The following is a 23,155-nucleotide window of genomic DNA, read 5'->3' on the forward strand; positions in this document are numbered from 1 at the left end:
GACGAAAGTCGGGACTAGTGATCCGGCACTTGCGAGTGGAAGCGGTGTCGCTCAACGGATAAAAGGTACCCCGGGGATAACAGGCTGATCTTCCCCAAGAGTCCATATCGACGGGATGGTTTGGCACCTCGATGTCGGCTCGTCGCATCCTGGGGCTGTAGCAGGTCCCAAGGGTTGGGCTGTTCGCCCATTAAAGCGGTACGCGAGCTGGGTTTAGAACGTCGTGAGACAGTTCGGTCCCTATCCGCCGTGCGCGTAGGATACTTGAGAAGGGCTGTCCCTAGTACGAGAGGACCGGGACGGACGAACCTCTGGTGTGCCAGTTGTCCCGCCAGGGGCACGGCTGGTTAGCTACGTTCGGAAGGGATAACCGCTGAAAGCATCTAAGCGGGAAGCTCGCTTCAAGATGAGGTATCCCACCCCACTTTGTGGGGGTAAGGCCCCCAGCTAGACGACTGGGTTGATAGGCCGGAAATGTAAGCCCGGTAACGGGTTCAGTTGACCGGTACTAATAGGCCGAGGACTTGACTACTAAGCTGCTACGCGTCCACTGTGCAACTCTCGATAAACGAACAACAGACCACGGTGTGGTGTTGTTTGATATGTCGATAGAGTTACGGCGGTCATGGCGGAGGGGAAACGCCCGGTTACATTCCGAACCCGGAAGCTAAGCCCTCCAGCGCCGATGGTACTGCACTCGGGAGGGTGTGGGAGAGTAGGACACCGCCGGACAATCTTTCAGTTCAGGGTCACCCTTTCGGGGTGGCCCTGAACTGCGTTACGCACCCTTTCTACTCCGAACGCCGATACCTACGCGGCATAAAAATACCCTTGTGGTATCGGGCGAGCGGACTACACCGCCGCCGTCGAGATCCGGCGCAGCCAGTCGCGGCTCATGGGAACAGACCCCTGGTTCCTCGGGCGGCGGGCTGTCCCACGGCCTGATCTGAGCGGGCCGCCCTCCGGGTATTGAGCGTCCCTGGGCAGAGGCGGCACCGCACCACGCGGCGCTCCGTCCGCCGGTCGAGATACCCGTATTGGGTCACGATCGGCGGTAGCGGTTCACCAACGGCCACCCATAGCCGCCGTGCCGGTCAGGCACGGGCCGGGTCGCGTGACCTCGGTGGCCGACGCGATGCGCGTACGACAGGAGCAAGCCCCGCCGGCGACTGGCCGGCGGGGCTTCTCCGAGCGTGAGTCAGGCGGGCGTCAGGACGGTTCGGGACCGCAGATGAAGCGCGGCTCGGCGGAGTAGCGCCAGCTGAACTTCTCCCGCTTCACGACCTTGCCGTCCTTCTTGAACACCCGGAAGGCGTCCTGGGTGAAGCCCTGGCTGCCGCTCGCCGGGATGCAGGTGGGGCCGGGCTCCAGGTAGACCGTCCTGGGCTGGGTGATGTTGCGGCGCGGGGTGTACTCGGTCTTCACGCTGTCCCAGATCTTGGTGCTCCAGATCGACACGGTGATCGAATTCGACGTGTAGGAGGTGTCGATCAGTACGCCGTGCTCGGTGTTGTTGCGGAACTTGAAGTCCAGGTCCGGCCAGAAGATGGTCGACTCGATGACCGCCGGGTACCGGCTGAACCAGTACGAGTGCGGCTTGTGCTCGACGTCCTCCAGCCCGGCGTAGTACGTCGCGTTGAACAGCGTGGTGGTGAACTGCGAGGTGCCGCCGCCCACCCCGGGGACCAGCTTGCCGTCGAGGATGACCGGGGCGTCCCGGTAGCCCTGCGCGTAGCCGCGCTCGCCGGTGTGCCCGTTGAGGGAGAACGTCTCGCCGGGCAGCACCACCGTGCCGTCGACGTCCTTCGCGATCGTGACGATGTTCTGGCTGCGCGGCGAGGAGAGCCCACCGGTGAACCGCGTGGTGAAGGTGGAGACCCGCTCCTTGATGCCCAGCCCGGCCAGCTTCGCCGCGGTCAGCTCCGGCTCCGCCGGCTTCAGCTCGCCGGTGACCTTCCGGTCGTCCGCCCTCGGCAGGACGGCGAGCAGGTCGCGGCCGAGCGCCTCGCTGTCGAGCTGCTGACCGGGCTTGCCCTCGACGACCTTCGGCTTGCCGCCCGAGATGGTCATCCGCGCGTCCTTCGGCGGCACCTCGATGGCGGCCAGCTCGCCGCCGAGCGCGGCGCGCAGCCGCTTCACGTCGACCTGCGGGGTCAGCTTGCCGGCCTTGTCGGCCGTGAACCGCAGGCTCCTCGCGATCGCCTTCGGCGGGATCTGCACCGAGCCCTTGCCGGTGGTCAGCGTGACGGGGGCGGCCACGGCCGGCTTCGCCAGCTCGGCCACGAGCCGGTCCACCTCCTCGGCGCTGGTCGCCGGGGGCGTCTCGACCAGCGGCACGGTCACCGGCTGCCCGGCGAGCCAGCCCTCCCGCACCACCTGCGCGGAGCGTTCCGGATCGAGCGCGAGGCTCGGCTTCGGGTGCACCGCCTTCGGCGTGGTGCCCTTCCAGGTGATCGCCGGCATGGTCATCTTTCGGCCCTGGTCGCCGACGACCTTCTCGAGGGCGGCGTCGAGGCGGGCCGTGTCCACGGTCACCACGGGCTGCACCGCCCGGGACCCCACGAGCCGGTCGACCGCGTGCGCCTCGGCCTCCGCCGCCGCCGCCACCGTGGCGTCGACGTCGATCGCCAGGCCGACGGCGGCCGGGTCGATCGTGGCGGTCCGCTCGCCGACGCGTACCGACAGCGGGGCGTTCAGGGCGGCGGCGCGGCGTTCGAGCTCCGCCCGCAACTCCCGGGCGGCGTCCGCGCGGCTCCGGCCGCCCAGCTCCGCGCCGAGCACCGTCGTCCCGCGCGGCACGTCACCGGCGTACGCGTAGGCGCCCGCCCCGGCCAGGGAACCCAGCACCGCCGTGGCGACCCCGGCGGCCAGCAGCAGGCGGAACCGGCGGGACCGTGAGCCGCCCGGCCCGGCTGCCGGCGCGACCGGCTCCGGCTCGTCACCGGGCCAGGTCACGGCTGTCACCTGCACGGTGGGCCGGTCGTCGGCGGGTGGGGGCTTCTCGCCGTACAGCGTCACGGTCACCTCGATCGGACGTACCACAACGGGGGAGCACACCTCCGCCCGGAAGACACCTACGGTAACCGGCGCCCCGGCGGGGCGGCAGCCTCCGCCCGTGCCGTCGCGTACGGCGTGTCGTCCGGCGTGTCGGGGAACACCGGCCGGCCGCCGGGCGGGCCGGCGGGCATGGCACGGTAGGGGGCATGAAAGCGGACGAGGCGGTCCTCGCGTACGGGGGCGGTTGGTTGGACCGGGCGGGCGAACTGCGTACCGACCAGCAACGGCTCGCCGCACTGCTGGCGGACCCGGCGAGCACCCTGCTGCCGCTCTGGCGGGACCGCTGCCTGGTCGTGGGGGACGCGCCGGTGCGGCTGAACGGGGAACGGGCGGCCGGGGCGCTCGCCGTCGCCGACGAGACGGTCTTCCTCGGCATGGACGAGGGCTCGGCCGTCTTCGCCGTGGATCTCTCCGGGCTGCCCGAGGCCGCCGCCGTCGAGGTGGCGGGGGCGGCGGCCGCCGTGGACGTCCGGGCGCTCGTCGGCCGGCTCGACCCGGCCGGGGCGGCCGTCCAGGCGTACGCGCGGGGCCTGCTGCACTGGCACCGGCAGCAGCGCTTCTGCGGCACGTGCGGGGCGTCGACCGTGGCCCGGGGCGGTGGACACGTGCGCTCGTGCGCGCGGGCCGACTGCGGCCGGCTCCTCTTCCCCCGGATCGAGCCGGCGGTCATCGTGCTGATCGAGGCGCCCGGCGCCCCCGACCGCTGCCTGCTGGCCCGGCACGCGGGCGCGCCCGAGGGGTCGTACTCGACGCTCGCCGGCTTCGTCGAGGTGGGCGAGAGCCTGGAGGACGCCGTCCGGCGGGAGATGGCCGAGGAGGCCGGCGTGACGCTGACCGACGTGGCGTACGTGGGGTCCCAGGCGTGGCCGTTCCCGGCCGGCCTGATGGTCGGCTTCCGCGCCACCGCCGCCTCCGAGCGGGTGCGGGTCGACGGCGAGGAGCTGCTGGAGGCGCGCTGGTTCACCCGGGACGAGCTGCGCGAGCGGGCGGCCGTCGGACGGCCCCTGGGCCGCGTCGACTCGATCGACCACCACCTGCTGCACTCCTGGCTCGCCGCCGGCACCTGACCGCCACGGCCGGCACCTCAGGAGCCGCCGGGTCGGGTAGGGCCGGCCGAGGGGCGGCGGAAGGTCAGCCAGGCCATCACCGTGGCCGTGGCGACGGCGGTGGCGAGCGCGCAGACCAGGACGCCCTCGACCGTGCGCGGCGCGACGAGCAGGGCCGTCCCGGCGAGGACGGCGGTGGCCGCCCAGAGCGGCGCGGCGGGCCACCGGGCACCCGTCGCCACCTGGTCGTTGACCAGCATGAAGACCACCGCGTAGAGGGCGCCGACGGCGGCGAAGAGCGGTGCCGCGCCGGCCAGGTGCAGGTAGTCCGCCCCACCGGCGAGGCGGAACGCCAGCTCGCCGGCGAACGCGGAGGCGCCGACCAGGACCGCGCCGCAGGCCAGGATCAGCCCCAGCGCGGCGACCCGGGCCCGTTGGTCGCCCCGGGCGAGGCGGGGCAGCACCAGCACGGTGACCACCTGCGGCGCCCAGAGCGCTCCCTTGGTGAGCACCGACCCGACCGCGTACCCGCCGGAGGCGTCGTCGGGCAGTAGCTGGCGGGCGAGGATCAGGTCGGCGTACGAGATGGTGAGCATCGCCAACGACGCGCCGCACGCCGTCATGACGTGCCGGGCGGTCAGCCGGCGGTCCACCGCGGCGGCCGGGGCGCCCGTGCGCGGGGCCGGCGCGGCGGGCCGCACCGGGCGGGCGAGACGGGCCAGCAGGGGCAGGACGGCCAGCCCGGTGAGCGTGGCGAGCAGCAGGCAGGCGACCGGCCCCCGGCCGAGGGCCAGCCCGAGCACGAGCCCGCCGTAGCGGCCGGCGGCGAGCACGGTCATCGCGGCGGCCAGGCGCAGGAACCGCTGGTCGCCCTGGAGTTCACCGAGCCACCGGCCGGCCAGCACGGTGGCGAACGTGGTCGCCGCGAGCAGCAGGGTCAGCGCCACCGGCAGGCGCAGTGCCGCGCTGAGCGCCGGGGCGGCCAGCGCGGTGACTCCGGCGGTGAGCGCGGCGGTGCGCAGCGCGAGGCGGGCGGCGTTGGTGGCGCCCCACCGGGCGCGGTGCGCGGCCACCGCGATCTGGAGCCCGAAGCCGGGCACGGCCGCGATGGCGGCGAGGGCGAGCGCGGTGGCCAGCGCGCCCAGCTCGGCGGCGGCCAGCCGGCGGGCCCCGAGGACCGGGACCAGGTAGGCCAGCGCGTTGGTCAGCATGGTGGCGACGGTGACGGCGGCGCCCGCAGCGCCGAGCCGGACGGCTCCGGCTTCTCTGCCCGTCGTCCGGGTCATGTCACCCCATGTCGCGCTGCTGTCCGGCGCGGGCGGTGCGCGTCGCGGCCGGCGGAGCGGCCGGAACGGGCCCGACCCCGGGTGACGGTACCGGTCAGTAGGGTCTTGCGTCAGCCCCTGCCCATCGGGCCGGGAAGCGTCTAGTGTGCTGGCCCATGGCGTCGACGCACGTGGCCTCCGCAGCCACCTCCGGTTTGGCCTCGGTCCTGCCCGAACGGTTCGTCGCGGCCGCGATCCGGCGGGTCTACCCCCGGGTGGAGCCGGAGCTGGCCCGGTTGGCCGGTTTCGTCCCGCGCGGTGGCACGGCCGTGGACGTCGGCGCCTGGTACGGCCCGTGGACGGCCCGACTGCTCAGGCGCGCCGACCGGGTGGTCGCGGTGGAGCCCACCCCGCCGCTGGCCCGACAGTTGCGGGCGGCGTTCCCGGCCGTCGAGGTGGTCGAGGCGGCCGTGTCGGACCACGAGGGCACCGCGTCGCTCTACCTGCCCGAGGGCGGGGCGATCGTCGGCACCTCCTCGCTGGAGGACCCGCGGCAGGGCGACCCGGTGCAGGTCCGGCGGATCACGCTCGACTCGCTCGGCCTGACCGACGTGCGCTTCGTGAAGCTGGACATCGAGGGACACGAGCTGCCGGCGCTGCGGGGCGCCGCGGAGACGGTCCGCCGGGACCGGCCGGTGCTGCTCATCGAGGTGGAGGAGCGCATCCAGCCGGTCGGTCCGCTGCTGGAACTGCTCGCCGGCTGGGGCTACCGGGGGTACGTGCTGCCGGGGCGGGACTGGGTGCCACTGGCCGACTTCGACCTCGGCGGGCACCAGCGCGCGGCGATCGCCCGGGTCGGGCAGAGCTTCGCCCGCCGGGTGCTCTGGCCCCGCCCCCGCTACGTCAACTCGGTGCTGTTCCGTCCCGAGTGACCGTGCCCGGCGGGCTCACTGCTGCGGCACCGCGGTGCCGACGACGACCTCGTTGGTGCAGATCGTCACGCCGTGGCGCGGGACGGTCAGCTCGACGGTGTCGCCGCCGCCGGTGAACTCGAAGAAGTACTGGTGCAGGCCCTGCTTGACGGGGAACTCCCGGGCGGTGCCGCCGAGCCGGAAGACGGCGGTGGAGTCGGCGGAGCTGAGGTAGCCGACCCGGACCACCCAGAACCAGTCGTCGCGCGGTGCGCTGAGCGGCAGCCGTATCGTCTGCCCCCCGAGGATCTTGTAACCGCAGCCCTCGTCGGGGCCGGGCGGGACGGCGGGACCGTCGACCCGGACCGGGGTGACGCGCCCCTGGTCGTCGAAGATCGCGGGCTCCTCCGCCCCGGTGACGAAGACCGGGCCGTCCTCCATCGCCTGGAAGAACTTCGACTGCCGGTTGTACGGCGCGGACAGGTTGGGCACCACGCCTTCGGGGACGGGCCGGTCGAGGAAGACCGTGCCGGGTGGGGCGGCGGCCAGTTCGGCACGCGCGGTCTCCAGGTAGGCCAGGCCCCGCTTCACGGCCCACTCGTCGCCGTACCGCGCGGTGCTCCAGGCCGTGCCCAGACCCCCGGCGAGCAGCACGACGACGATCAGGGTGCTGGCCGTCTCGCGGTACCGGGTCAGCCACTCCGGCCGCCGGTCGCCCGCCTCTCGCTCCCCGTCCGCGGGGTGCCCCGTCGTACCGTCCGCCGGCCCCGTGACCGGGGCAGCCAGGCCGAGCAGCGCGACGCCGACGCAGAGCGCGGCCACCACGACCACGTCGGTGACGTACCGGGGCACGGAACCGGCCACGTCGCTGTAGACCGAGCCGAGCCGGGTCGCGCCCAGCAGGGCCACCACGAGGGCCAGGTACGCCCCGAGCAGCACCCAGGCCCGCCCGGCGGTGCGACGCAGGCGTACGGTCAGCACGACCAGGGCCAGGAAGACGGCCCAGGACAGCCATCGGCCCAGCTCCGGTGGCGCGGTCACCGGGGCGCCGTCGCCCGCCGCCATCCATGCCCACGGCCCGCCGAGCAGGCCCGGGACGACGGTGGAGCCGAGCAGCTGCCACAGGAACGAGAACACCTCGTTCAGCGAGTCCGGCCGGCGCAGGGAGGATTCCGAGCGGGTCAGGTAGAGCCCGGCGAAGCCCAGCGAGACGGCGGTGAGCACCGCCCACGACGGCCAGTAGCGGCGCACCGTGTCCCACACCGCCCGTACCGGCGGGCCGTCGACGAGCAGGCACGCGGTGAACAGGAAGACCAGCGGCACCACCAGCAGGGACTTCTCGAAGAAGAGGAGCCCGAACACCACCGCCAGGGCCAGGCTGACCAGGTGCCGGCGGCGGCCGGTGCGGACGTAGCGCAGCTGGGCGCCGATGGCCAGCACCATGGCGAGCTGCATGGGCACCATGTTCACGCCCACCGCCCACCAGGTGCCGGCCTCCAGGGTGAGCGGACTGAACAGGAAGATCGCGAGCGGCACCAGCAGCGCCAGGCCGGGCCGGACGAGCGTGCGGAGCAGCCGGAAGAAGGCCACCGCCAGCACCGCCTGGCCGGCGGTCATCAGCAGTACGTACGGCCAGTAGGCGAGGCCGACCACCCGGGTCACCACCCAGGTGAGCAGCAGGGCGGCCGGCATGAAGTGGTTGTTGTAGAGAGTGAGCAGGAAGCCCGGCGTGAGGTCGGCCTCCGCCGCCCGGGAGACCAGCACCCAGTCGTCGACCGCGAGGTGGCCCCGGGAGGCGAGCTGCGCCCGCCACACCAGGCTGACCACGATCATGGCGACGCCGATCGCCCGTACCGGGTCGGCGCGTACCCAGCCGCCGATCGGTCCGCTCTCGTCAGGCTGGGCGGCCCCCTCGGACCCGGTCGATGCCATGGCGGGAAGACTGCCACACCGCCGGCCGCTGTTCCCATCAGGCCAACGGATGGTTCGGTCCCCGCGCGCAGGCCCGCGTACAGTGGCCGCCACCAGCGCGGCGGTCGTCGCGCCCGGGCAGTGGTGAGGTCAGGGATGCGCGAACGGCTGGTGCCGCACGGCGTGGCCGCCGCCGTGACGGCGGTGGTGCTCGCCCCGCTGGCCCTGCCCGGCTACGTGCTCCGCTACGACATGGTCTTCGTGCCCCGGCAGGCGCTGAGCTGGGAGGCGATCGCCCCGGCCACCGCGCTGCCCCGGGCCGTCCCGCAGGACGCGGTGGTCGCGCTGGCCAGCCAGGTGGTGCCCGGCTGGCTGCTGCAACGGCTGGTGCTGTGCGCGATCGTGTACCTGGCCGCGCTGGGCGCCGCCCGGCTGGTGCCGACCGATCGGGTCGCGGTACGGGTCGTGGCCGCCGTCGGGTACGCCTGGACGCCGTACCTCGCCGAGCGACTGCTCATCGGGCAGTGGGGGCTGCTGGTCGCGTACGCCGCGCTGCCCTGGCTGGTGCGGGCGGCGCTCGACGTGCGGGCGGGCCGCGGCGGGCTGCGCCGGCTGCTGCTCGCGGCGGCGGCGTCGGCGATCACGCCCACCGGCGGGGTGCTCGCCCTGGCCGCGGTCGCGGTGCTGCTGCCCGGGCGCTACCCGGCGGCCGCCCGGTCGACGGCGCTGGGCGTGGGGTCGACGATGCTGCTCAACGCGCCGTGGCTGGTCGCCGGGTTCGTCACCGCCGACGCCGGTCGGTCCGATCCGGCCGGGGTGGTGGCGTTCGCCGCGCGCGCGGAGAACTGGGCCGGCCCGCTGGCGGCCCTGGCGGGCACCGGCGGCATCTGGAACGGGCAGAGCACCCCCGCCTCCCGGGCGGTCGTGCTGGTGCCGCTGGCCACGGTGCTGCTGCTGGCCGTCGCCGGGTACGGCCTCACGCTGCTGCGCCGGCGCTGGCCGCCGTCGGCCGTCGGCCGGTTCGGCCTGCTCGCCGGCGGTTCGTGGCTGGCGGCGGCGCTCGGGGTGCTGCCCGGCGGCGCGGATCTGCTCGGCTGGCTGGTCGCCAACGTGCCCGGCGCCGGCCTGTTCCGCGACGGTCAGAAGCTGCTGGTGCCGTACGCGCTGGCGCTGGCGGTCTCCGGCGCGCTCGGCGCGGAACGGATCGCGGACCGGCTGGCGGCCCGCTTCGACGCGACGACCGCCGCGGTGACGCTGGTCGGCGCGGCGCTGCTGCCGGTGGCGCTCCTGCCCGACCTGGCCTTCGGCGGCGTCGGCCGGCTACACCCCGTGGCCTGGCCGGCGGACTGGGCGACGGTGGCGCGGCTGACCGCGCAGCGGCCGGGCGAGGTGATCTCGCTGCCGTTCCAGGAGTACCAGAGCCATCCGTGGAACCACGGGCAGGTGGTGATCGATCCGGCGCCCCGGTACCTCGCCGTGCCGGTGCTCATCGACGACACGCTGCGGGTCGGCGACCTGGCGGTGGCCGGCGAGGACCGCCGCGCCGCCCGGGTACGCGAGGTGTTCGCCGCCGGTGCGCGCCTGTCGAGCACCGGCTCCCGGTGGGTGCTGGTGCAGCGGGCGGCCGGCCCGCCCCCGGCCCCGGCGGCGCTGGCCGGGCTGCGGACCGTCCACGCGGGACCGGAGCTGACCCTCTACGAGAACCCGGACTGGACGCCGCCGCCAGCGCCGGCCCGGCCCGGCCCGGTGGGGTGGGCCCACCTCCTGACCGGAACGGTGGTGGTGGGGATCGTTTTTTCGGGCGCTGCGCGGGTAGGCTACCGCGTGGTAGCGTCCCGGCACGCGAGTCCCGCGGAAGGAGAAGGTGGATGAGGAACCTGCCCGCGTTCGTCGCCGTCGGGGTACTCGGGGTCGTGCTCGGCCTGCTCGGGAGCGTCGGACTGGCGAATGCGCTCAGCCCGTCCGCCAAGGAGGCCGCCAACACCAAGGTGAGTGAGCAGGGAACCGAGGCTCCGCTGTACGGCACGCGCTGAACCAACGCACGAAGGGCGCCCGCGTCAGCGGGCGCCCTTCGTCGTCTCCGACCTCGGCCGGCAGCGCGCTCAGGGGCGGGCGGTCACCTGCGCCACCAGGTGGGCGAACCGCGCCCCGGTGGCCGTCCAGGTGAAGCGGGACGCGTGCAGCAGTGCGGCCTCACCCATCGCCTTGCGCCGCACGTCGTCGGCGAGCAGTTCGCGCACGACGGCGGTGAACTCCGGCTCGTCGTCGACGAGGAGCCCGGTCTCGGTGTCGACCATCGCCTCGGCGACGCCGCCCGCGTAGCGGAACGCGACGGTGGGGGTGCTCCGGGCGGCGGCCTCCACGATGGTCAGGCCCCAGCCCTCCTTGAGCGAGGGCGTCAGCGCGAGCCAGGCCGACGAGAGCACCGCGTGCTTCTCGTCCTCGCTGATGAAACCGGTGAACCGGACATGACTCGCGATGCCGAGCGACTCGGACAGCTTCCGCAGCGGCTGCGTCCACCAGCCCTGGCCGGCCACCACCAGCTCCAGGTCGGGCAGTTCGGTGACCAGTTCGGCCACCGTACGCAGGGCGATCTCCACCCGCTTGTGGGGCACCAGCCGGCCGAGCACCAGCAGCGACGGGTGCGGCGTGCGGGGCAGCGGCGGACCGGTCACCGGAGGCGTCCCGTTCGGCACGACGTCGATCCGGTCCGCGTCCACCCCGAGGGCGGCCAGCTCCGCGCGGCTCGCCTCCGACACCGTCACGTACCGGCAGCGGCGGTAGAGCCGGACCGCCAGCCGCGACTCGATCCACCAGCCCAGCCGGGCCATCACCGGACCGAAGACCACCGGCCACTGCTCCCGGTGCACGTGGTGCACCAGGGCGAGCACCGGGCGACCGGCGTAGAGCGGGGCGAAGAACGGCACCCCGTTGCAGACGTCGACGACCAGGTCCGGCCGGCCGAGACCACGCCGGCTCAGGGGGCCGAAGCCGAACCGGCCCGCCAGGCAGGTCAGCGCCGCCCGGGCGTAGACCGTCATCCGGGAGCCGCGCCGCAGCACGCGTACGCCCTCGGGCGTGGTGGTGGCCGGGCCGGCGTTGTCGTGCGCGGCGCAGAGCAGGGTGACCCGGTGCCCGGCGGCGACGAGTTCGGCGGCGATGCGCTCGACGTAGACCTCGGAGCCGCCACCCTCGGGGTTGGCGGTGTCGCGCCAGTTGAGGAACAGCACGTGGCGCGCGGGGGTGTCGGAGTTGTCCACGCTACTCCTACCGGCGAGTAATGAAGCTCGATTCGCGCCACACTAGGGCGACCTGGGTCACATCCGCAATGGGGCCGGCGCGACGGCGACGGTTCGGTCACGGCCGGTCGCCAGGGGTTTGCCGGCGACGGAAAACCTTGGCAGGGTGTGCAGCGCGACTGCGTACGGTGGCGGGCGTCGCTCCGCGCCACGTGGCGCGACCTGCGGGCGGCGTGCCCTTCGTTCCGGCGACGACGAGGAGGTGACCGGGCGTGCGCGACGGTCCGGCAGCGGTACGGGGCCTCTTCCGGCAGTCGCCGGTGGTGCTGCTCAGCGCCGCGCTCGCGCTGCTGCTGGCCGGCTGGGCCACGGTGGCGTACGTGCGGTCCGACCGCAGCGTCCCGGAGTGCGTGGAGCGGGTCCAGCTCCGCGTCGCCGCGGCCCCGGTGATCGCGCCGGCCCTGGACCGGATCGTCCGGGCCAGCGTCGGCACGCAGCCCTGCGTCACGATCTCCGTGCAGGCCCAGGAGTCCGGCGTCGTCGCCGCGCAGGTGGCCGAGGGCGTGGACGTCGCCGACGCGTGGGTGCCGGAGTCGACGTTCTGGCTGCTCCGGGCCCGCGCGGCCGGCGCCTTCGAGGTGCCGGCGCAAGGCACGTCGGTGGCGAGCACGCCGGTCGTGCTCGCGGTGGCCGATCCGGCGGCGCGCCGGCTGGGGTGGCCGGCGAAGCAGCTGACCTGGCGCTCCACCGTCGGCCCGAAGGCCCGCGCCGTCAAGGTGGGGCTGCCCGACCCGGCCGTCGACCCGGTCGGGGTCGGGGTGGTGCTCGGGGTGCGCGGCCTGGCGGCCGGGGAGGACGATCCGGCCGGAACGGTCGCGGCGGTGCTGCGCCGGCTCGCCGACCGGACGTTCACTCCCCCCGCGGGCGGGACCCTGCCGGTCGGGTCGGCCCTGCCGGGCAAGGCCGACGCCGTGGCCACCAGCGAGCAGGCCGTGCTCGTGCACAACGCGCTGGCCGGCGACGACAAGCTGGTCGCGGTGTACCCGGAGGTGGCGGTCCCCGCGCTGGACCTGCCGTACGTGGTGCTGCCCGCCGCCCGCGGTCCGGTCCGGGACGCCGCCGCGCGCTTCCTGACCAACCTGCACACCGTCGAGGCGCGGGACCTGCTCAGCGGGTACGGCTTGCGCACCGCGGCCGGTTTCCCGCCGGCGATCCCCCGTGACGGCCGGCTGTCGCCGGAGGTACGCCAACCGGTGCCGCTGCCCGCCGACGAGGTCGTCACCGAGGCGCTGACCGGGTGGAGCGGCGTGCAGCGCAGTGCCCGCATCCTCACCGTGCTGGACATCTCCGGCTCGATGGCCGCCCAGGTGCCCGGCTCGGACGAGACGCGGCTCGAGGCCACGCTCAAGGCGGCCCGGGAGGGTTCCGGCCTGCTGCTCGACAACAGCGAACTCGGCGTGTGGGTCTTCTCCACGAAGGTCGACGGCGACCGGGACCACCAGGAGATCCTGCCGGTCGCGCCGCTGGACCCGACGCAGCGGGAGCGGCTGGTCGAACGGCTGGGCGCCGTCCGCGTGAAGCCCCGGGGCGGCACCGGGCTGTACGACACGACGCTGGCCGCGTACCGGGACGCACGGCGGCACTGGACACCCGGGCGGATCAACCTCGTGCTGATCATGACCGACGGGCGCGACGAGGACGGGGAGAGCATCGGCCGGGCCCGGTTCCTCACCGAGCTTGCCGAGTTGCAGGATCCGCGGCAGCCGCTGCCAATCGTCTTCATCGGGCTGGGCAAGGACATCGACGCCGATGACCTCAAGTCGATCGTCAAGGTCACCGGCGGGCAGGTCTTCAGCACCGACGAGCCCAGCGGCATCCGCCAGATCTTCTTCTCCGCGCTCGCGGACCTGAGCTGCCTTCCCCCGGAGTGCCGACGGTGAACCCGCACCCTTCCCGGCCCCGGCACCCCGGCGGCCCGGTGCGCCGGGTCGTCCGATCCGTCCGCGGGGCGCCGGGCACGGCCCTGTCGCTGCTGCTGCTCACCGTGATCGCGTTCGTGCAGCGACCCGGTCAGGTCACCTTCGACACCAAGCTCGACCTCGCCGCGAACCCGGTGCACTTCATGGCCCGGGCGCTGCACATGTGGAACCCGGAGGCCACCTCGGGGGAGCTGCAGAACCAGGCGTACGGCTACCTGTTCCCGATGGGGCCGTTCTTCGCCGGGGGGCAGTTGCTGGGCGTACCGCCGTGGATCACCCAGCGGCTGTGGACGGCGCTGCTCCTCGCCGCCGCGTTCTACGGCCTGCTGCGGCTGGCCCGGGCGCTGGGCATCGGCACCGAACCGACCCGGTACGCGGCCGCCCTCGGCTACGCGCTGGCGCCCCGGATTCTCACCGAGATCGGCGCGCTCTCCTCCGAGACGCTCTCCGCCGCGATGCTGCCCTGGGTGCTGCTGCCGCTGGTCCTGGTACGGCGGATCGGGTCCCCGCGACGGGCCGCCGCGCTCTCCGCGCTGGCCGTGCTCGGCATGGGCGGGATCAACGCGGCGGTGGTGCTGCTCGCCCTGCTGCTGCCCGGGGTCTGGCTGCTCACCCGCCGCTGGGACCGCGAGCACCTGCGGCTGGTGGGCTGGTGGTGCCTCTGCGTCGTCGGGGTCTGCCTCTGGTGGATCGTGCCGCTGCTGCTGCTCGGCGAGTACAGCCTGCCGTTCCTCGACTACATCGAGTCGTCCACCACGACGACCGCCGTCGCCTCGCTGTTCCAGGCGGTGCGCGGCACCAACCAGTGGGTCGCGTACATCGTGCAGGGCGACCCGTGGTGGCCGGCGGGCTGGCTGCTGATCGACAACCCGGTGCTGATGACGCTCACCGCCGTGGTGGCGCTGGTCGGCCTGGCCGGGCTGGCCGGCAACCTGCTGCCCGAGCGCCGGTTCCTGGTGCTGGGCTTCCTCACCGGGCTGACCCTGCTCACCATGGGCTACGTCGGCAGCCTGGACAGCCCGCTCTCGGCGCCTGTGCGGGACCTACTGGACGGTCCGCTGGCGCCGTTCCGCAACGTGCACAAGCTGGATCCGGTGCTGCGGCTGCCGCTGATGCTCGGCTTCGCGCACGGCGTCGACGCGTGGGCCACACGGCTGCAGCGGGCCGCCGGCCGACGTCGGCCGACCCTCCGGCTGCGCCCGCTGCTGTTCGTACCGGTGCTGCTGCTCGTGCTGGGGGCCGCCGCGCCGGCCTGGCTGGGCCAGTTGCGGCCCGGGCCGGGCTGGTCGGACCTGCCGCCGCACTGGCGGGCGGCGGCGACGTGGCTGGCCGAGCGCGACGCCCTGGCCCGCACCCTGATGGTGCCGGGCTCGGGCTTCGGCCAGTACGAGTGGGGGCGTTCCGTCGACGAGCCGCTCCAGGCCCTGGCCGGGGCGCCCTGGGCGGTGCGCCACCAGATCCCGCTCGGCTCGGCGGGCAACACCCGGATGATGGACACCGTCGAGTCCGTCCTGGCCCACGGCCGGGGTTCGGCCGGCCTCGCCGACTTCCTGGCCCGCTCCGGGTTCCGGCATCTGCTGCTGCGCAACGACATCGACCGCACGCAGGTGGACGCGCCGCCGGTGGCGGCGCTGCGCCAGGCGCTCGCCGGATCACCGGGGATCACGCGGGTGGCGACCTTCGGCAGCACCACCTCCTTCGGCCGTACGCCGGGCAGCCCGGTCGACGAGGCCGCCGGCCCGCTGCCGGCCGTCGAGGTGTACGAGGTGCGACGCCCGGTGCCGGCCGCCTCGGCGGTGCTCGCCGCCGACGTGCCGACGGTCAGCGGCGGGCCGGAGTCGCTGCTGCCGCTGCTGGAGCAGGGGCTGGTGGAGCGGGACAGGCCTGTGGTGCTGGCCGGGGACCGGGCCGGCTTCCGCGACGGCGGCGACGAGTCGTGGATCGTGACCGACGGGCTGCGCCGCCGCGAGCGTGACATCGGCCGGGTCCGCGACAACCTCAGCCAGACGTTGACTGCGGCCGAGGCGAGCCGGCAGGGCCGCGTCGCCCTGGACCTGCTGCCGTTCCCGGGTGACCAGCACCAGACGGTCGCCACCTACCAGGGCGTACGCGAGGTCAACGCCTCCAGCGCGATCAGTTTCGTGGACAGCTTCGCCCCCGCCGACCCGTCGCACCTGCCCTTCGCGGCGGTCGACGGCGACGAGCGCACCGCCTGGCACTCGGCGCCACTGGCCGGGCCCGTCGGCCAGTGGCTGGAGGTGGACCTGGACACGCCGCGCGAGGTCGACCGCGTCACGCTCAGCTTCGTCGACGACCTCGGCGTGGGGTGGCCGGTGACCCGGTTCCGGCTCACCACGGACCGGGGCTCGGTGGACCACGAGGTCGCCCGCGCGCTGGGGGCGCACGCGTACTACACGCTTCCCGGCTCCACGAGCCGCGTACGCGTCACGGTGCTGGCGGTCGCCGGTGGGCGGCTCGACGGCGGGGTGGGCATCCGCGACCTCGTCATTCCCGGCGCCGCCCCGCGACGGGCGCTGCGCACCCCGGCCGACATCCCGACCGGCTTCGTCGGCCCGGTCGCCTGGTCGTTCAGCCGGGGCCCGGCCGACCGTCCCGCCTGCTTCCCGGTCGCCGCCGCCGGCTCGGACGCCGTACCGTCCACCGGTTCCGGCCTCCGGCCCGCCGGGACGGTGATCCGGTGCGACCGGTTCCTGGCCAGGGCCGGCGAGGAGCCGCTCGGGGTGGACCGGGTGTTCCAGAGCGCGGCCCCCGGGACGTTCCGGCTGGGCCTGACCGCCGTGCCCCGGCCCGGCGGGCAGTGGACGCTGTCCGGGGTGCCGGTGCGGGCCACCGCCTCCTCCCACCTGGCCGGAGACGCGGCCGTGGCCGCGTACGCGGCGATCGACGGCGACCCGGGCACGGCCTGGCTGGCCGACAGCGACGACCTGCGCCCGACCCTGCGGCTGAGGTGGTCGGAGCCGCGCCGGATCGCCGAGGTGCGGCTGCGTCCGGCGGAGCTGCCGGTCGGCTCGCTGCCGGAATCGGTCGAGCTGCGCACCCCGGGTGCCAACCGGGTGCTGCGGGTCGGCGCGGACGGCGTGGTGCGCTTCCCGGCGGTACGGACGGACCGGATCGAGATCGTGGTGCGGGATTCCGCCGAGCGGGTGGCCGACCGGCGGGGCAACGGCTGGACGGCGACCGTGGGGATCGCCGAGGTGCGGATCCCCGGACTGGAAGACCTGCTCCGCCCGATCGCCGGGACGACGCGCGTCGTCGAGCGGTGCGGGTCGGGGCCCGCCGTCGAGCTGGACGGGCTCCGCTACGACACGTCCGTCGCCGGGACCCTCGCCGACGTGCTCGACGGCCGGCCGCTGCCGGTCACCGTCTGCGGCGCCACCGGCGCGGTGGTGGACCTCCGGGCGGGCGGGCACCGCCTGGCGACCTCCCCGTCGAACGGGTTCATCGTGCAGGACGCCGCGCTGCGTCCGGAGGCGGCGCAGGCCGCGCCCCGGCACCGCGAGGTGACCGTGCTCGACTGGAACCCGACGGACCGGCGGGTGCGGGTGGCGGCCGGCGACACGGCGCTGCTGGTGGTGCCGGAGAACGCGAACGCAGGCTGGACGGCCACCGTGGACGGTCGGCCGCTGACCGCCACCCGGGTCGACGGCTGGCAGCAGGCGTGGGTGCTGCCCGCCGCTGGGGCCGGGGAGGTCCACCTGACGTTCGCCCCGGACCGGACGTACCGGGGTGGGCTGGCGGCGGGCGCGGTGACGGCGATCGGGGTGCTGCTGCTGGCGCTGCTGCCGGTACGGCGACGTGCGGCGGCCGACGCCCTGGCACTCCCGTCGGTGACGGTTCCGGCGGAGGGGCCCGTCTGGGCGACCGCCGTCCTGCTGGTGGTGCTGCTCGCCGCGCTGGGCGGCGTGCTGCCGGTGGCCATCGTGCTTGCCGCGATGCTGCTGCGGCAGTTCACCCGCCGGGCCCTGCCGGTGGTGGTGTTCGGCGCGCTGAGCTTCGCCACGGTGACGACGGTGGCCGGCCGGTTGCAGGGCCACGGGCAGGAGTGGGCGTACGGCCCGTGGGTGCAGGGGGCGATGCTCGTCGCCGTCGGGGCGGTGGTCGCCGCGGTGCTTCCCGCGCCCGGCGTCGCGCCGGAGGGCGCGGCTCGGCCGGCGGAGGTCCCCCGCGCGAGAACGGATACGGCCGACGCGGATGATGTGACGCCGGGCGCCAGGGACGGACGACCGGCCGCAGCCACGGATCGGGACGAGGACGGGACGGTGGCGTGATGAGCGCAGCGCACGACGGGACGGGGCGGGCGGCGCGTCGCCGGTTCGCCACGCTGGGCAGGTCGGTGGCCCTGTTCCGGGCCTTCCTGGTCGAGCAGAGCGACCCGGACCACTTCTACGGCCTGCTCGCCCAGGACTCCGTACGCCAGGTGTCCGGCTACGTTCCGCTCGCCGGCCGGACGGTGCTCGACGTCGGCGGCGGCCCCGGCTACTTCGCGGCGGCCTTCCGGGCCGCCGGCGCCCGCTACGTGGGGCTCGACCCCGACGTGGGCGACTTCTCGGCGGCCGGAGACTCGGTCGCCGGCATGCTGCGGGGCAGCGGTACGGCCCTGCCGGTGCGCTCCGGCGGCGTGGACGTGACGTTCTCGTCGAACGTGTTGGAGCACGTCGCGGAGCCGACCCGGATGCTCGACGAGATGGTCCGGGTGACCCGGCCGGGCGGGGTGCTCTTCGTGTCGTTCACCCCCTGGTTGTCGCCGTGGGGCGGGCACGAGACCGCGCCCTGGCACTACCTCGGCGGCGACCGGGCCCGGCGGCGCTACGAGCGCCGCAACGGCCGCCCTCCGAAGAACCGGTTCCGGGAGACGCTTCATCCCACCTCGATCGCCCAGACGCTGCGTTGGGCCCGGGGCAACCCCGAGGTGGAGCTGCTCGACGCGCTGCCGCGCTACCACCCGTGGTGGGGCCGGTGGGTCATCCGGATTCCCGGCGTCCGGGAGGTCGCGTCGTGGAATCTCCTGCTCGTCCTGCGTCGGACCGGTGCGGAACCGGGCGGCGCGGCGGAAAAAACAGAGCTGGCCGGGGGTCGCGTTGCTATGTGACTTGGTAGTAACCTCGCGGCCAACCCTCATCGACAGCGGCGAAAATTAGGTCCTCCGGGGAGGAAACATGAAGCACCGCGCCATAGGTGCCGTGCTGTTCGGCAGCGGCATACTGCTCCTGGCGCTTGCCGCCGGGCTTGTGTTCGTGGTCAAGCCGGCGATGTCCAAGCTGCCATACGATCTGGAGGCGTCGACTTCGGTCGCCGAGGCGAGGGGTGCCACCTTCCTCCAGATCACCAACGGCAACATCGCGATCAACCGCGCCGACCTGAAGTCCACCGTCCGCGTCTCGCCCGACGCGAAGACGACCGGCGAACTCTCCGGTGACCTCGACGGCAAGGCCGTCGTCTGGCAGGTCGGGCAGACCGTGGAGCGGACGGATTCCAAGGAGCTGGTCAGCGCGTACGGCCTGGCGCTGGCCCTGGACCGGGTCGCCGGTTCCGCGCTCGACTGGAACAACCAGTACCTGGACGACACCGGTACGCGGGAGAAGGTGCAGTTCTCCGGCCAGATGTACAAGTTCCCGTTCGGCGCGGAGAAGAAGACCTACCAGATCTACGACCGTGACCTGCGGGGCGTGCGGCCGGCGGAGTTCAAGGGCACCGAGGACATCAAGGGCATCGAGTCCTACCGCTACGAGCAGGTGATCACCGACGAGCAGCTGAACCTGGCGGAGGAGCGGGTCAAGCTGCTGCTCGGCACGCTCGCGCCGGGTGCGACCAGCGGCAAGGTCGTCTACAGCAACAACCGTACCGTCTGGATCGACCCGGTGACCGGCTCGTTCCTCAAGGTGCGCGAGGTGCAGCGCAAGACCCTGGTGCCGGACGTCGGCGCGCCGGCCACGCTGCTGGACGCCGACTTCTCGTACAACGAGGAGACCGTCGCCGCCTCGGTCAAGCGGGCGGAGGACAGCCGGCAGAAGCTCACCCTTCTCGGCGTGTGGGTGCCGATCGGCCTGGTGCTGCTGGGCCTGATCCTGGCGGCGGCCGGTGTCCTGGTGGCCCGGCGGGGTGCGGCCAAGCCGGACGCGGAGCCGCGCCACCGTGCGGACGTGACCGCCGAGCAGCCCGCCGTCCCGGGTCGCTGAGCGACTGAGGTTTTCCGGTGTCGACGAAGCGGCGTGATCCGGTGGCACCGGGTCTGACGCCGGCAGCGGGTGAGGTTGACCAGCGCTGACCATGCGCTGAGCGTCGTGCGAAGGGGTGGACCGGGCGGTCCACCCCTTCGCCGTCTGCTGTGCGCGACGGCCCCGTTACTGAATCGTGATACATCGATGGATCACCACCCATGGTGATCGATCCGTGCGCAATTTGTCTTGCATGGTCGCTTCGTCTGGGCGTCCACGGGTCGATGTGGTCCACTCTGGGTCACCGAGGCGTCTCCTCGTGCGGATCGGGAACCGCTTGCGGGCGCGGTCGGGGTCTTGTGGGCCGTGGCGCGCAGGAGCAGCATCATCGACACATCGTTACCCGCTGGTAATAGGGGTGAGGGCAGGTGCGGGGCCGCCACCTCGCCGACCGGCTGTCTGCGCGACATCGCCGAGGAGGAGACCCGTGCGGGATCGGTTCGACAACCAGGGCCGGCCCCGGTGGCAGCGCTTCGCGGCGATGCTCCCAGCCGGTTCCGCCCGGATGCCGGACGCCGGTCTCGTCCCGTCCCCCCGGTCCGACGCTCCACCCGCCGAGCCGGCACCGGTCGACGCCGTCCCTGCCGGACCGGCGCCGGTCGAGTCGGTCCCGGTCGACGCCGGACCGATGCCGGTCGGTGCCGTGCCCGCCGAGTCGCTGTCGGCGCGCGCCGGGTGGGCCCGGCCGATGGCGGTGGAGGCCGGACTGGTCGACGGGCCCTCCCGGTCGGGCGGCGGGCGGAGCGGCCACATCTCGTACGCCGTGCTTCCGGTGTTGCTCGGCCTGGCGGCCGCCGTGGCCCTCGCCGCCCCCGGCCCGACGCCGGTGGGCGCGGCCGCGCCGTCGGCTCCCGCCTGCCCGACCACGACTCCCGGTCCGGGCGGGACGCCGCCGGCCCCGGCCGGCACGCCGAGCGCGTCGGCCACCGCCCCGGTCGGCACGCCGAGCGCGTCGGCCACCGCCCCGGTCGGCACGCCGAGCGCGTCGGCCACCGCCCCGGTCGGTCCCAGCCCGTCGCCCTCGCGAGGCGGCATCGTCGGCCACATCCTGGACGGCGTCGGGCAGCTCTCCGACGGCGGCCGGGACGAGGACGAGAAGGCAGCCGCAGGGGCGACGCCGTCGGCCACGCCGAGCCTCGGCCCCACACCGACCGCCAGCGGCACGCCGACCACCGGCCCGAGCGTCCGCCCCACCCCGACCGGACGGCCCGGCGAGCATCCGACCGACCCCGACCATGGGTGCGTCCCGGCCGGTCCGAAGCCGAGCCCGATCGGGGAGACGCCGCCGGGCACGCCGCTGCCGCGAATCGCCCCCGACCCGGGGCAGCCGGTGGTGGCGGCGGTTCCGTCGAAGCTCACCGGCTCGAAGGTGACGATGTACGGGCTGCGGTTCGAGGGCATCGTCGACCTGCCCACCGCCGACGGCCGCCTGCGGGCCCTGAAGTTCACCATGGACCGGGCGGTCACCGACGACTTCCTGCTCCGCGCGCCCGGGCCGGCCGGCCGGACGATGCGCTTCGCCACGGACGAGCTGACGGTGCAGGGCGACGTCGCCTTCTACGCCACCCGCTTCGTCGGGCGGCTGCTCGGCGTCGAGATCACCCTGACGCCGGACCTGCCGCTCCCCGACGGCCTGCCGGTCACGTCACCGGTGCCGATCACCTTCACCGACCCGGCCATGGACCTGGCGTACGTCAGCAGCGACACGCTGACCGCCCAGCCGGCGTTGAAGCTGACCCTTCCCTGACCGCACTCCCCACCACCCGGTGCGGGGCCGGCGTCCCTCCGGCCCCGCACCGCCCCCCTCAGAGGCGGGCGAGCGCCTTGCGCAACGGGTCGAGCCCCAGCGAGCCGAGGTCGAGCGCCTGGCGGTGGAACTCCCTGAGGTCGAAGTCGGCGCCCTTGCGGGCCTTCGCCTCGTCGCGGGCCTGGAGCCAGATCCGCTCGCCCACCTTGTAGGAGGGAGCCTGCCCCGGCCAGCCGAGGTAGCGGTTCAGCTCGAAGCGCAGGTTCTCGTCCGGCACCCGGCAGTGCGCCCGCATGAACTCCCAGCCCAGCTCCGGCGTCCAGCGCTCGCCCGGGTGGAAGTCGAACGGGTTGTCCTTCGGGATCTCCAGCTCCAGGTGCATGCCGATGTCGACGATGACGCGGGCGGCCCGGAATGCCTGGCCGTCGAGCATGCCGAGCTTGTCGCCCGGGTCCTCCAGGTAGCCCAGCTCGTCCATCAGCCGCTCCGCGTAGAGCGCCCAGCCCTCGCCGTGCCCGGAGACCCAGCAGAGCAGCCGCTGCCACCGGTTGAGCAGCTCGGCCCGTACGGCGGTCTGGGCGACCTGGAGGTGGTGACCCGGGACGCCCTCGTGGAAGACGGTGGTCACCTCGCGCCAGGTGGAGAAGTCGGTGATGCCCTGCGGCACCGCCCACCACATCCGGCCGGGACGGGAGAAGTCCTCGCTCGGGCCGGTGTAGTAGATCGCGCCGTCGCTCGTCGGGGCCAGGCAGCACTCGATGCGGCGGACCTGCTCGGGGATGTCGAAGTGGGTGCCGTTCAGCTCGTCGATGGCCTTGTCGGCGAGGGCCTGCATCCAGTCCCGGAACGCCTCCTTGCCCTGGATCGTCCGGGCCGGGTCGGCGTCCAGCGCCGCGACCGCCTCGTCGATGGTGGCGCCGGGGCCGACGATCCGGCCGGACACCGTCCGCATGTCGGCCTCGAGCCGGGCCAGCTCCTCGAAGCCCCAGGCGTACGTCTCGTCGAGGTCGACCCTGGCGCCGAGGAAGTACTGCGAGGCCAGCTCGTAGCGCTCGCGGCCCGCGGCCTGCTTCTCCCGGCCGAGCGGGGCCAGCTCGGTGCGGAGGAACTGGCCGAACTCGGCCGTCGCCGCGGTCGCCGCCGCAGCGCCCCGCCGCAGCTCGGCGCCGAGGGTGCCGTCCGCGCCCAGCCGCTCGACCAGACCGTGGAAGAAGTTGTCGCCGTCCGGGTCGACCCAGACGTCGCACTGCTTGGCGACCTCGACGAGCTGCACGCGGGCGCTGACGTGGCCGGCGGCGGCCGCCTCACGCAGCGTCGTCTTGTAGCCCTCCAGGGTGCTGGCGAAGCGGTTGAGCCGGGCCGCCACGTTGGCCTTCGCGTCGTCGCCCTCGGTCGGCATCAGGTCGAAGACCATGCGGACCTCGTGCAGACCGCTGGAGATCACGTTGACCTCGCTGCTCGCCTCTCCGGCGTCGTAGCGGGCGAGGTCGAGGCCGAGGCGTTCCTGCATGGCCTCCTTGGCGGTCCGCTCCGCCTCCGACTCCGGCTCGGTCACGTCCAGGTCGGTCAGCGTCTGCCGGATCAGCTCCGCCCGGGCCGTGTAGCCGTCGGGCGACAGGTCGTCGAGCTGGTCGTCGTAGCCGGCGATGCCGACGTAGGTGGCGCCGATCGGGCTCAGCGGCGCCCAGTCGGCCACGTAGCGGTTCGCGAGGTCATCGATTCGTCCCACGCTGCGACCCTACGTGAGGGCACCGCCGGGTTGTC

The 23,155-nt window shown here is 74.0% G+C and carries 14 protein-coding genes and 2 rRNA genes (1 of these 16 running past the window's edge); 11 read left to right on the forward strand and 5 right to left on the reverse strand.

The annotated features are described in order from the left end of the window. Positions 1 to 532, forward strand: a 23S ribosomal RNA gene (locus GA0070610_RS29075); it begins 2,579 nt to the left of the window's first position. Positions 533 to 615: 83 nt separating this feature from the next. Beyond that, positions 616 to 732: ribosomal RNA gene (rrf, locus tag GA0070610_RS29080) — 5S ribosomal RNA — on the forward strand. 477 nt (positions 733 to 1,209) lie between these two features. Here the strand turns inward: rrf and GA0070610_RS29085 are convergent. Further along, positions 1,210 to 3,024: a VanW family protein gene (locus GA0070610_RS29085; protein ID WP_089003810.1), complete on the reverse strand. Its 1,815-nt coding sequence runs from the start codon at positions 3,022 to 3,024 to the stop codon at positions 1,210 to 1,212. A gap of 179 nt (positions 3,025 to 3,203) precedes the next feature. On the opposite strand from GA0070610_RS29085, the gene nudC reads away from it, so the two are divergent. After that, positions 3,204 to 4,124 (forward strand): NAD(+) diphosphatase, encoded by a 921-nt coding sequence (gene nudC, locus GA0070610_RS29090; protein ID WP_089002985.1) that lies wholly within the window; start codon positions 3,204 to 3,206, stop codon positions 4,122 to 4,124. 17 nt (positions 4,125 to 4,141) lie between these two features. On the opposite strand, the gene GA0070610_RS29095 is transcribed toward nudC, so the two are convergent. Then, positions 4,142 to 5,389: a polysaccharide biosynthesis protein gene (locus tag GA0070610_RS29095; RefSeq protein ID WP_197697781.1), complete on the reverse strand. Its 1,248-nt coding sequence runs from the start codon at positions 5,387 to 5,389 to the stop codon at positions 4,142 to 4,144. Between the two features lie 155 nt (positions 5,390 to 5,544). Between GA0070610_RS29095 and GA0070610_RS29100 the strand changes: the two genes are divergently transcribed. Then, positions 5,545 to 6,300, forward strand: coding sequence for an FkbM family methyltransferase (locus GA0070610_RS29100; protein WP_089002986.1), 756 nt, complete (start codon positions 5,545 to 5,547; stop codon positions 6,298 to 6,300). Positions 6,301 to 6,315: 15 nt separating this feature from the next. On the opposite strand, the gene GA0070610_RS29105 is transcribed toward GA0070610_RS29100, so the two are convergent. Next, complete coding sequence (locus GA0070610_RS29105; RefSeq protein ID WP_231925848.1) at positions 6,316 to 8,211, reverse strand: hypothetical protein; 1,896 nt, start codon at positions 8,209 to 8,211, stop codon at positions 6,316 to 6,318. A gap of 135 nt (positions 8,212 to 8,346) precedes the next feature. Here GA0070610_RS29105 and GA0070610_RS29110 point away from each other — a divergent pair, with 135 nt between their 5' ends. Both GA0070610_RS29110 and GA0070610_RS30770 read left to right on the forward strand, forming a co-directional pair. Then, on the forward strand, positions 8,347 to 10,062 hold the full coding sequence (locus GA0070610_RS29110; RefSeq protein WP_089002987.1) for a hypothetical protein: 1,716 nt from the start codon (positions 8,347 to 8,349) through the stop codon (positions 10,060 to 10,062). Beyond that, positions 10,059 to 10,223, forward strand: coding sequence for a hypothetical protein (locus tag GA0070610_RS30770; protein ID WP_157747273.1), 165 nt, complete (start codon positions 10,059 to 10,061; stop codon positions 10,221 to 10,223). Before GA0070610_RS29110 ends, GA0070610_RS30770 begins: the two co-directional genes overlap by 4 nt. Positions 10,224 to 10,292: 69 nt before the next feature. Here the strand turns inward: GA0070610_RS30770 and GA0070610_RS29115 are convergent, their stop codons facing one another. After that, positions 10,293 to 11,450, reverse strand: a complete 1,158-nt coding sequence (locus GA0070610_RS29115) for a glycosyltransferase family 4 protein (protein WP_089002988.1) — start codon at positions 11,448 to 11,450, stop codon at positions 10,293 to 10,295. Positions 11,451 to 11,701: 251 nt separating this feature from the next. Here GA0070610_RS29115 and GA0070610_RS29120 point away from each other — a divergent pair, with 251 nt between their 5' ends. The 5 genes from GA0070610_RS29120 (at position 11,702) to GA0070610_RS29140 (ending at position 21,391) form a co-directional block, all read left to right on the forward strand. Further along, positions 11,702 to 13,369 carry a substrate-binding and VWA domain-containing protein gene (locus GA0070610_RS29120; protein WP_089002989.1) on the forward strand — a complete coding sequence of 556 codons (1,668 nt, stop codon included), beginning with the start codon at positions 11,702 to 11,704 and terminating at the stop codon, positions 13,367 to 13,369. Continuing rightward, positions 13,366 to 17,697, forward strand: a complete 4,332-nt coding sequence (locus GA0070610_RS29125; RefSeq protein WP_231925849.1) for an alpha-(1->3)-arabinofuranosyltransferase — start codon at positions 13,366 to 13,368, stop codon at positions 17,695 to 17,697. The genes GA0070610_RS29120 and GA0070610_RS29125 overlap by 4 nt, the downstream gene beginning before the upstream one ends. Then, a complete protein-coding gene (locus GA0070610_RS29130) occupies positions 17,697 to 18,518 on the forward strand; it encodes a class I SAM-dependent methyltransferase (RefSeq protein ID WP_089002990.1) in 822 nt (273 codons plus the stop codon). The genes GA0070610_RS29125 and GA0070610_RS29130 overlap by 1 nt, the downstream gene beginning before the upstream one ends. A gap of 67 nt (positions 18,519 to 18,585) precedes the next feature. Beyond that, positions 18,586 to 19,605: a DUF3068 domain-containing protein gene (locus GA0070610_RS29135; protein ID WP_089002991.1), complete on the forward strand. Its 1,020-nt coding sequence runs from the start codon at positions 18,586 to 18,588 to the stop codon at positions 19,603 to 19,605. Positions 19,606 to 20,071: 466 nt separating this feature from the next. Then, on the forward strand, positions 20,072 to 21,391 hold the full coding sequence (locus tag GA0070610_RS29140; RefSeq protein WP_089002992.1) for a hypothetical protein: 1,320 nt from the start codon (positions 20,072 to 20,074) through the stop codon (positions 21,389 to 21,391). Positions 21,392 to 21,449: 58 nt separating this feature from the next. Here GA0070610_RS29140 and GA0070610_RS29145 read toward each other — a convergent pair whose 3' ends face one another. Beyond that, a complete protein-coding gene (locus GA0070610_RS29145) occupies positions 21,450 to 23,120 on the reverse strand; it encodes a DUF885 domain-containing protein (RefSeq protein WP_089002993.1) in 1,671 nt (556 codons plus the stop codon). Positions 23,121 to 23,155 lie beyond the last annotated feature (35 nt).

It is taken from the genome of Micromonospora echinofusca (genome assembly GCF_900091445.1).
In the GTDB taxonomy this organism is placed as follows: domain Bacteria; phylum Actinomycetota; class Actinomycetes; order Mycobacteriales; family Micromonosporaceae; genus Micromonospora; species Micromonospora echinofusca.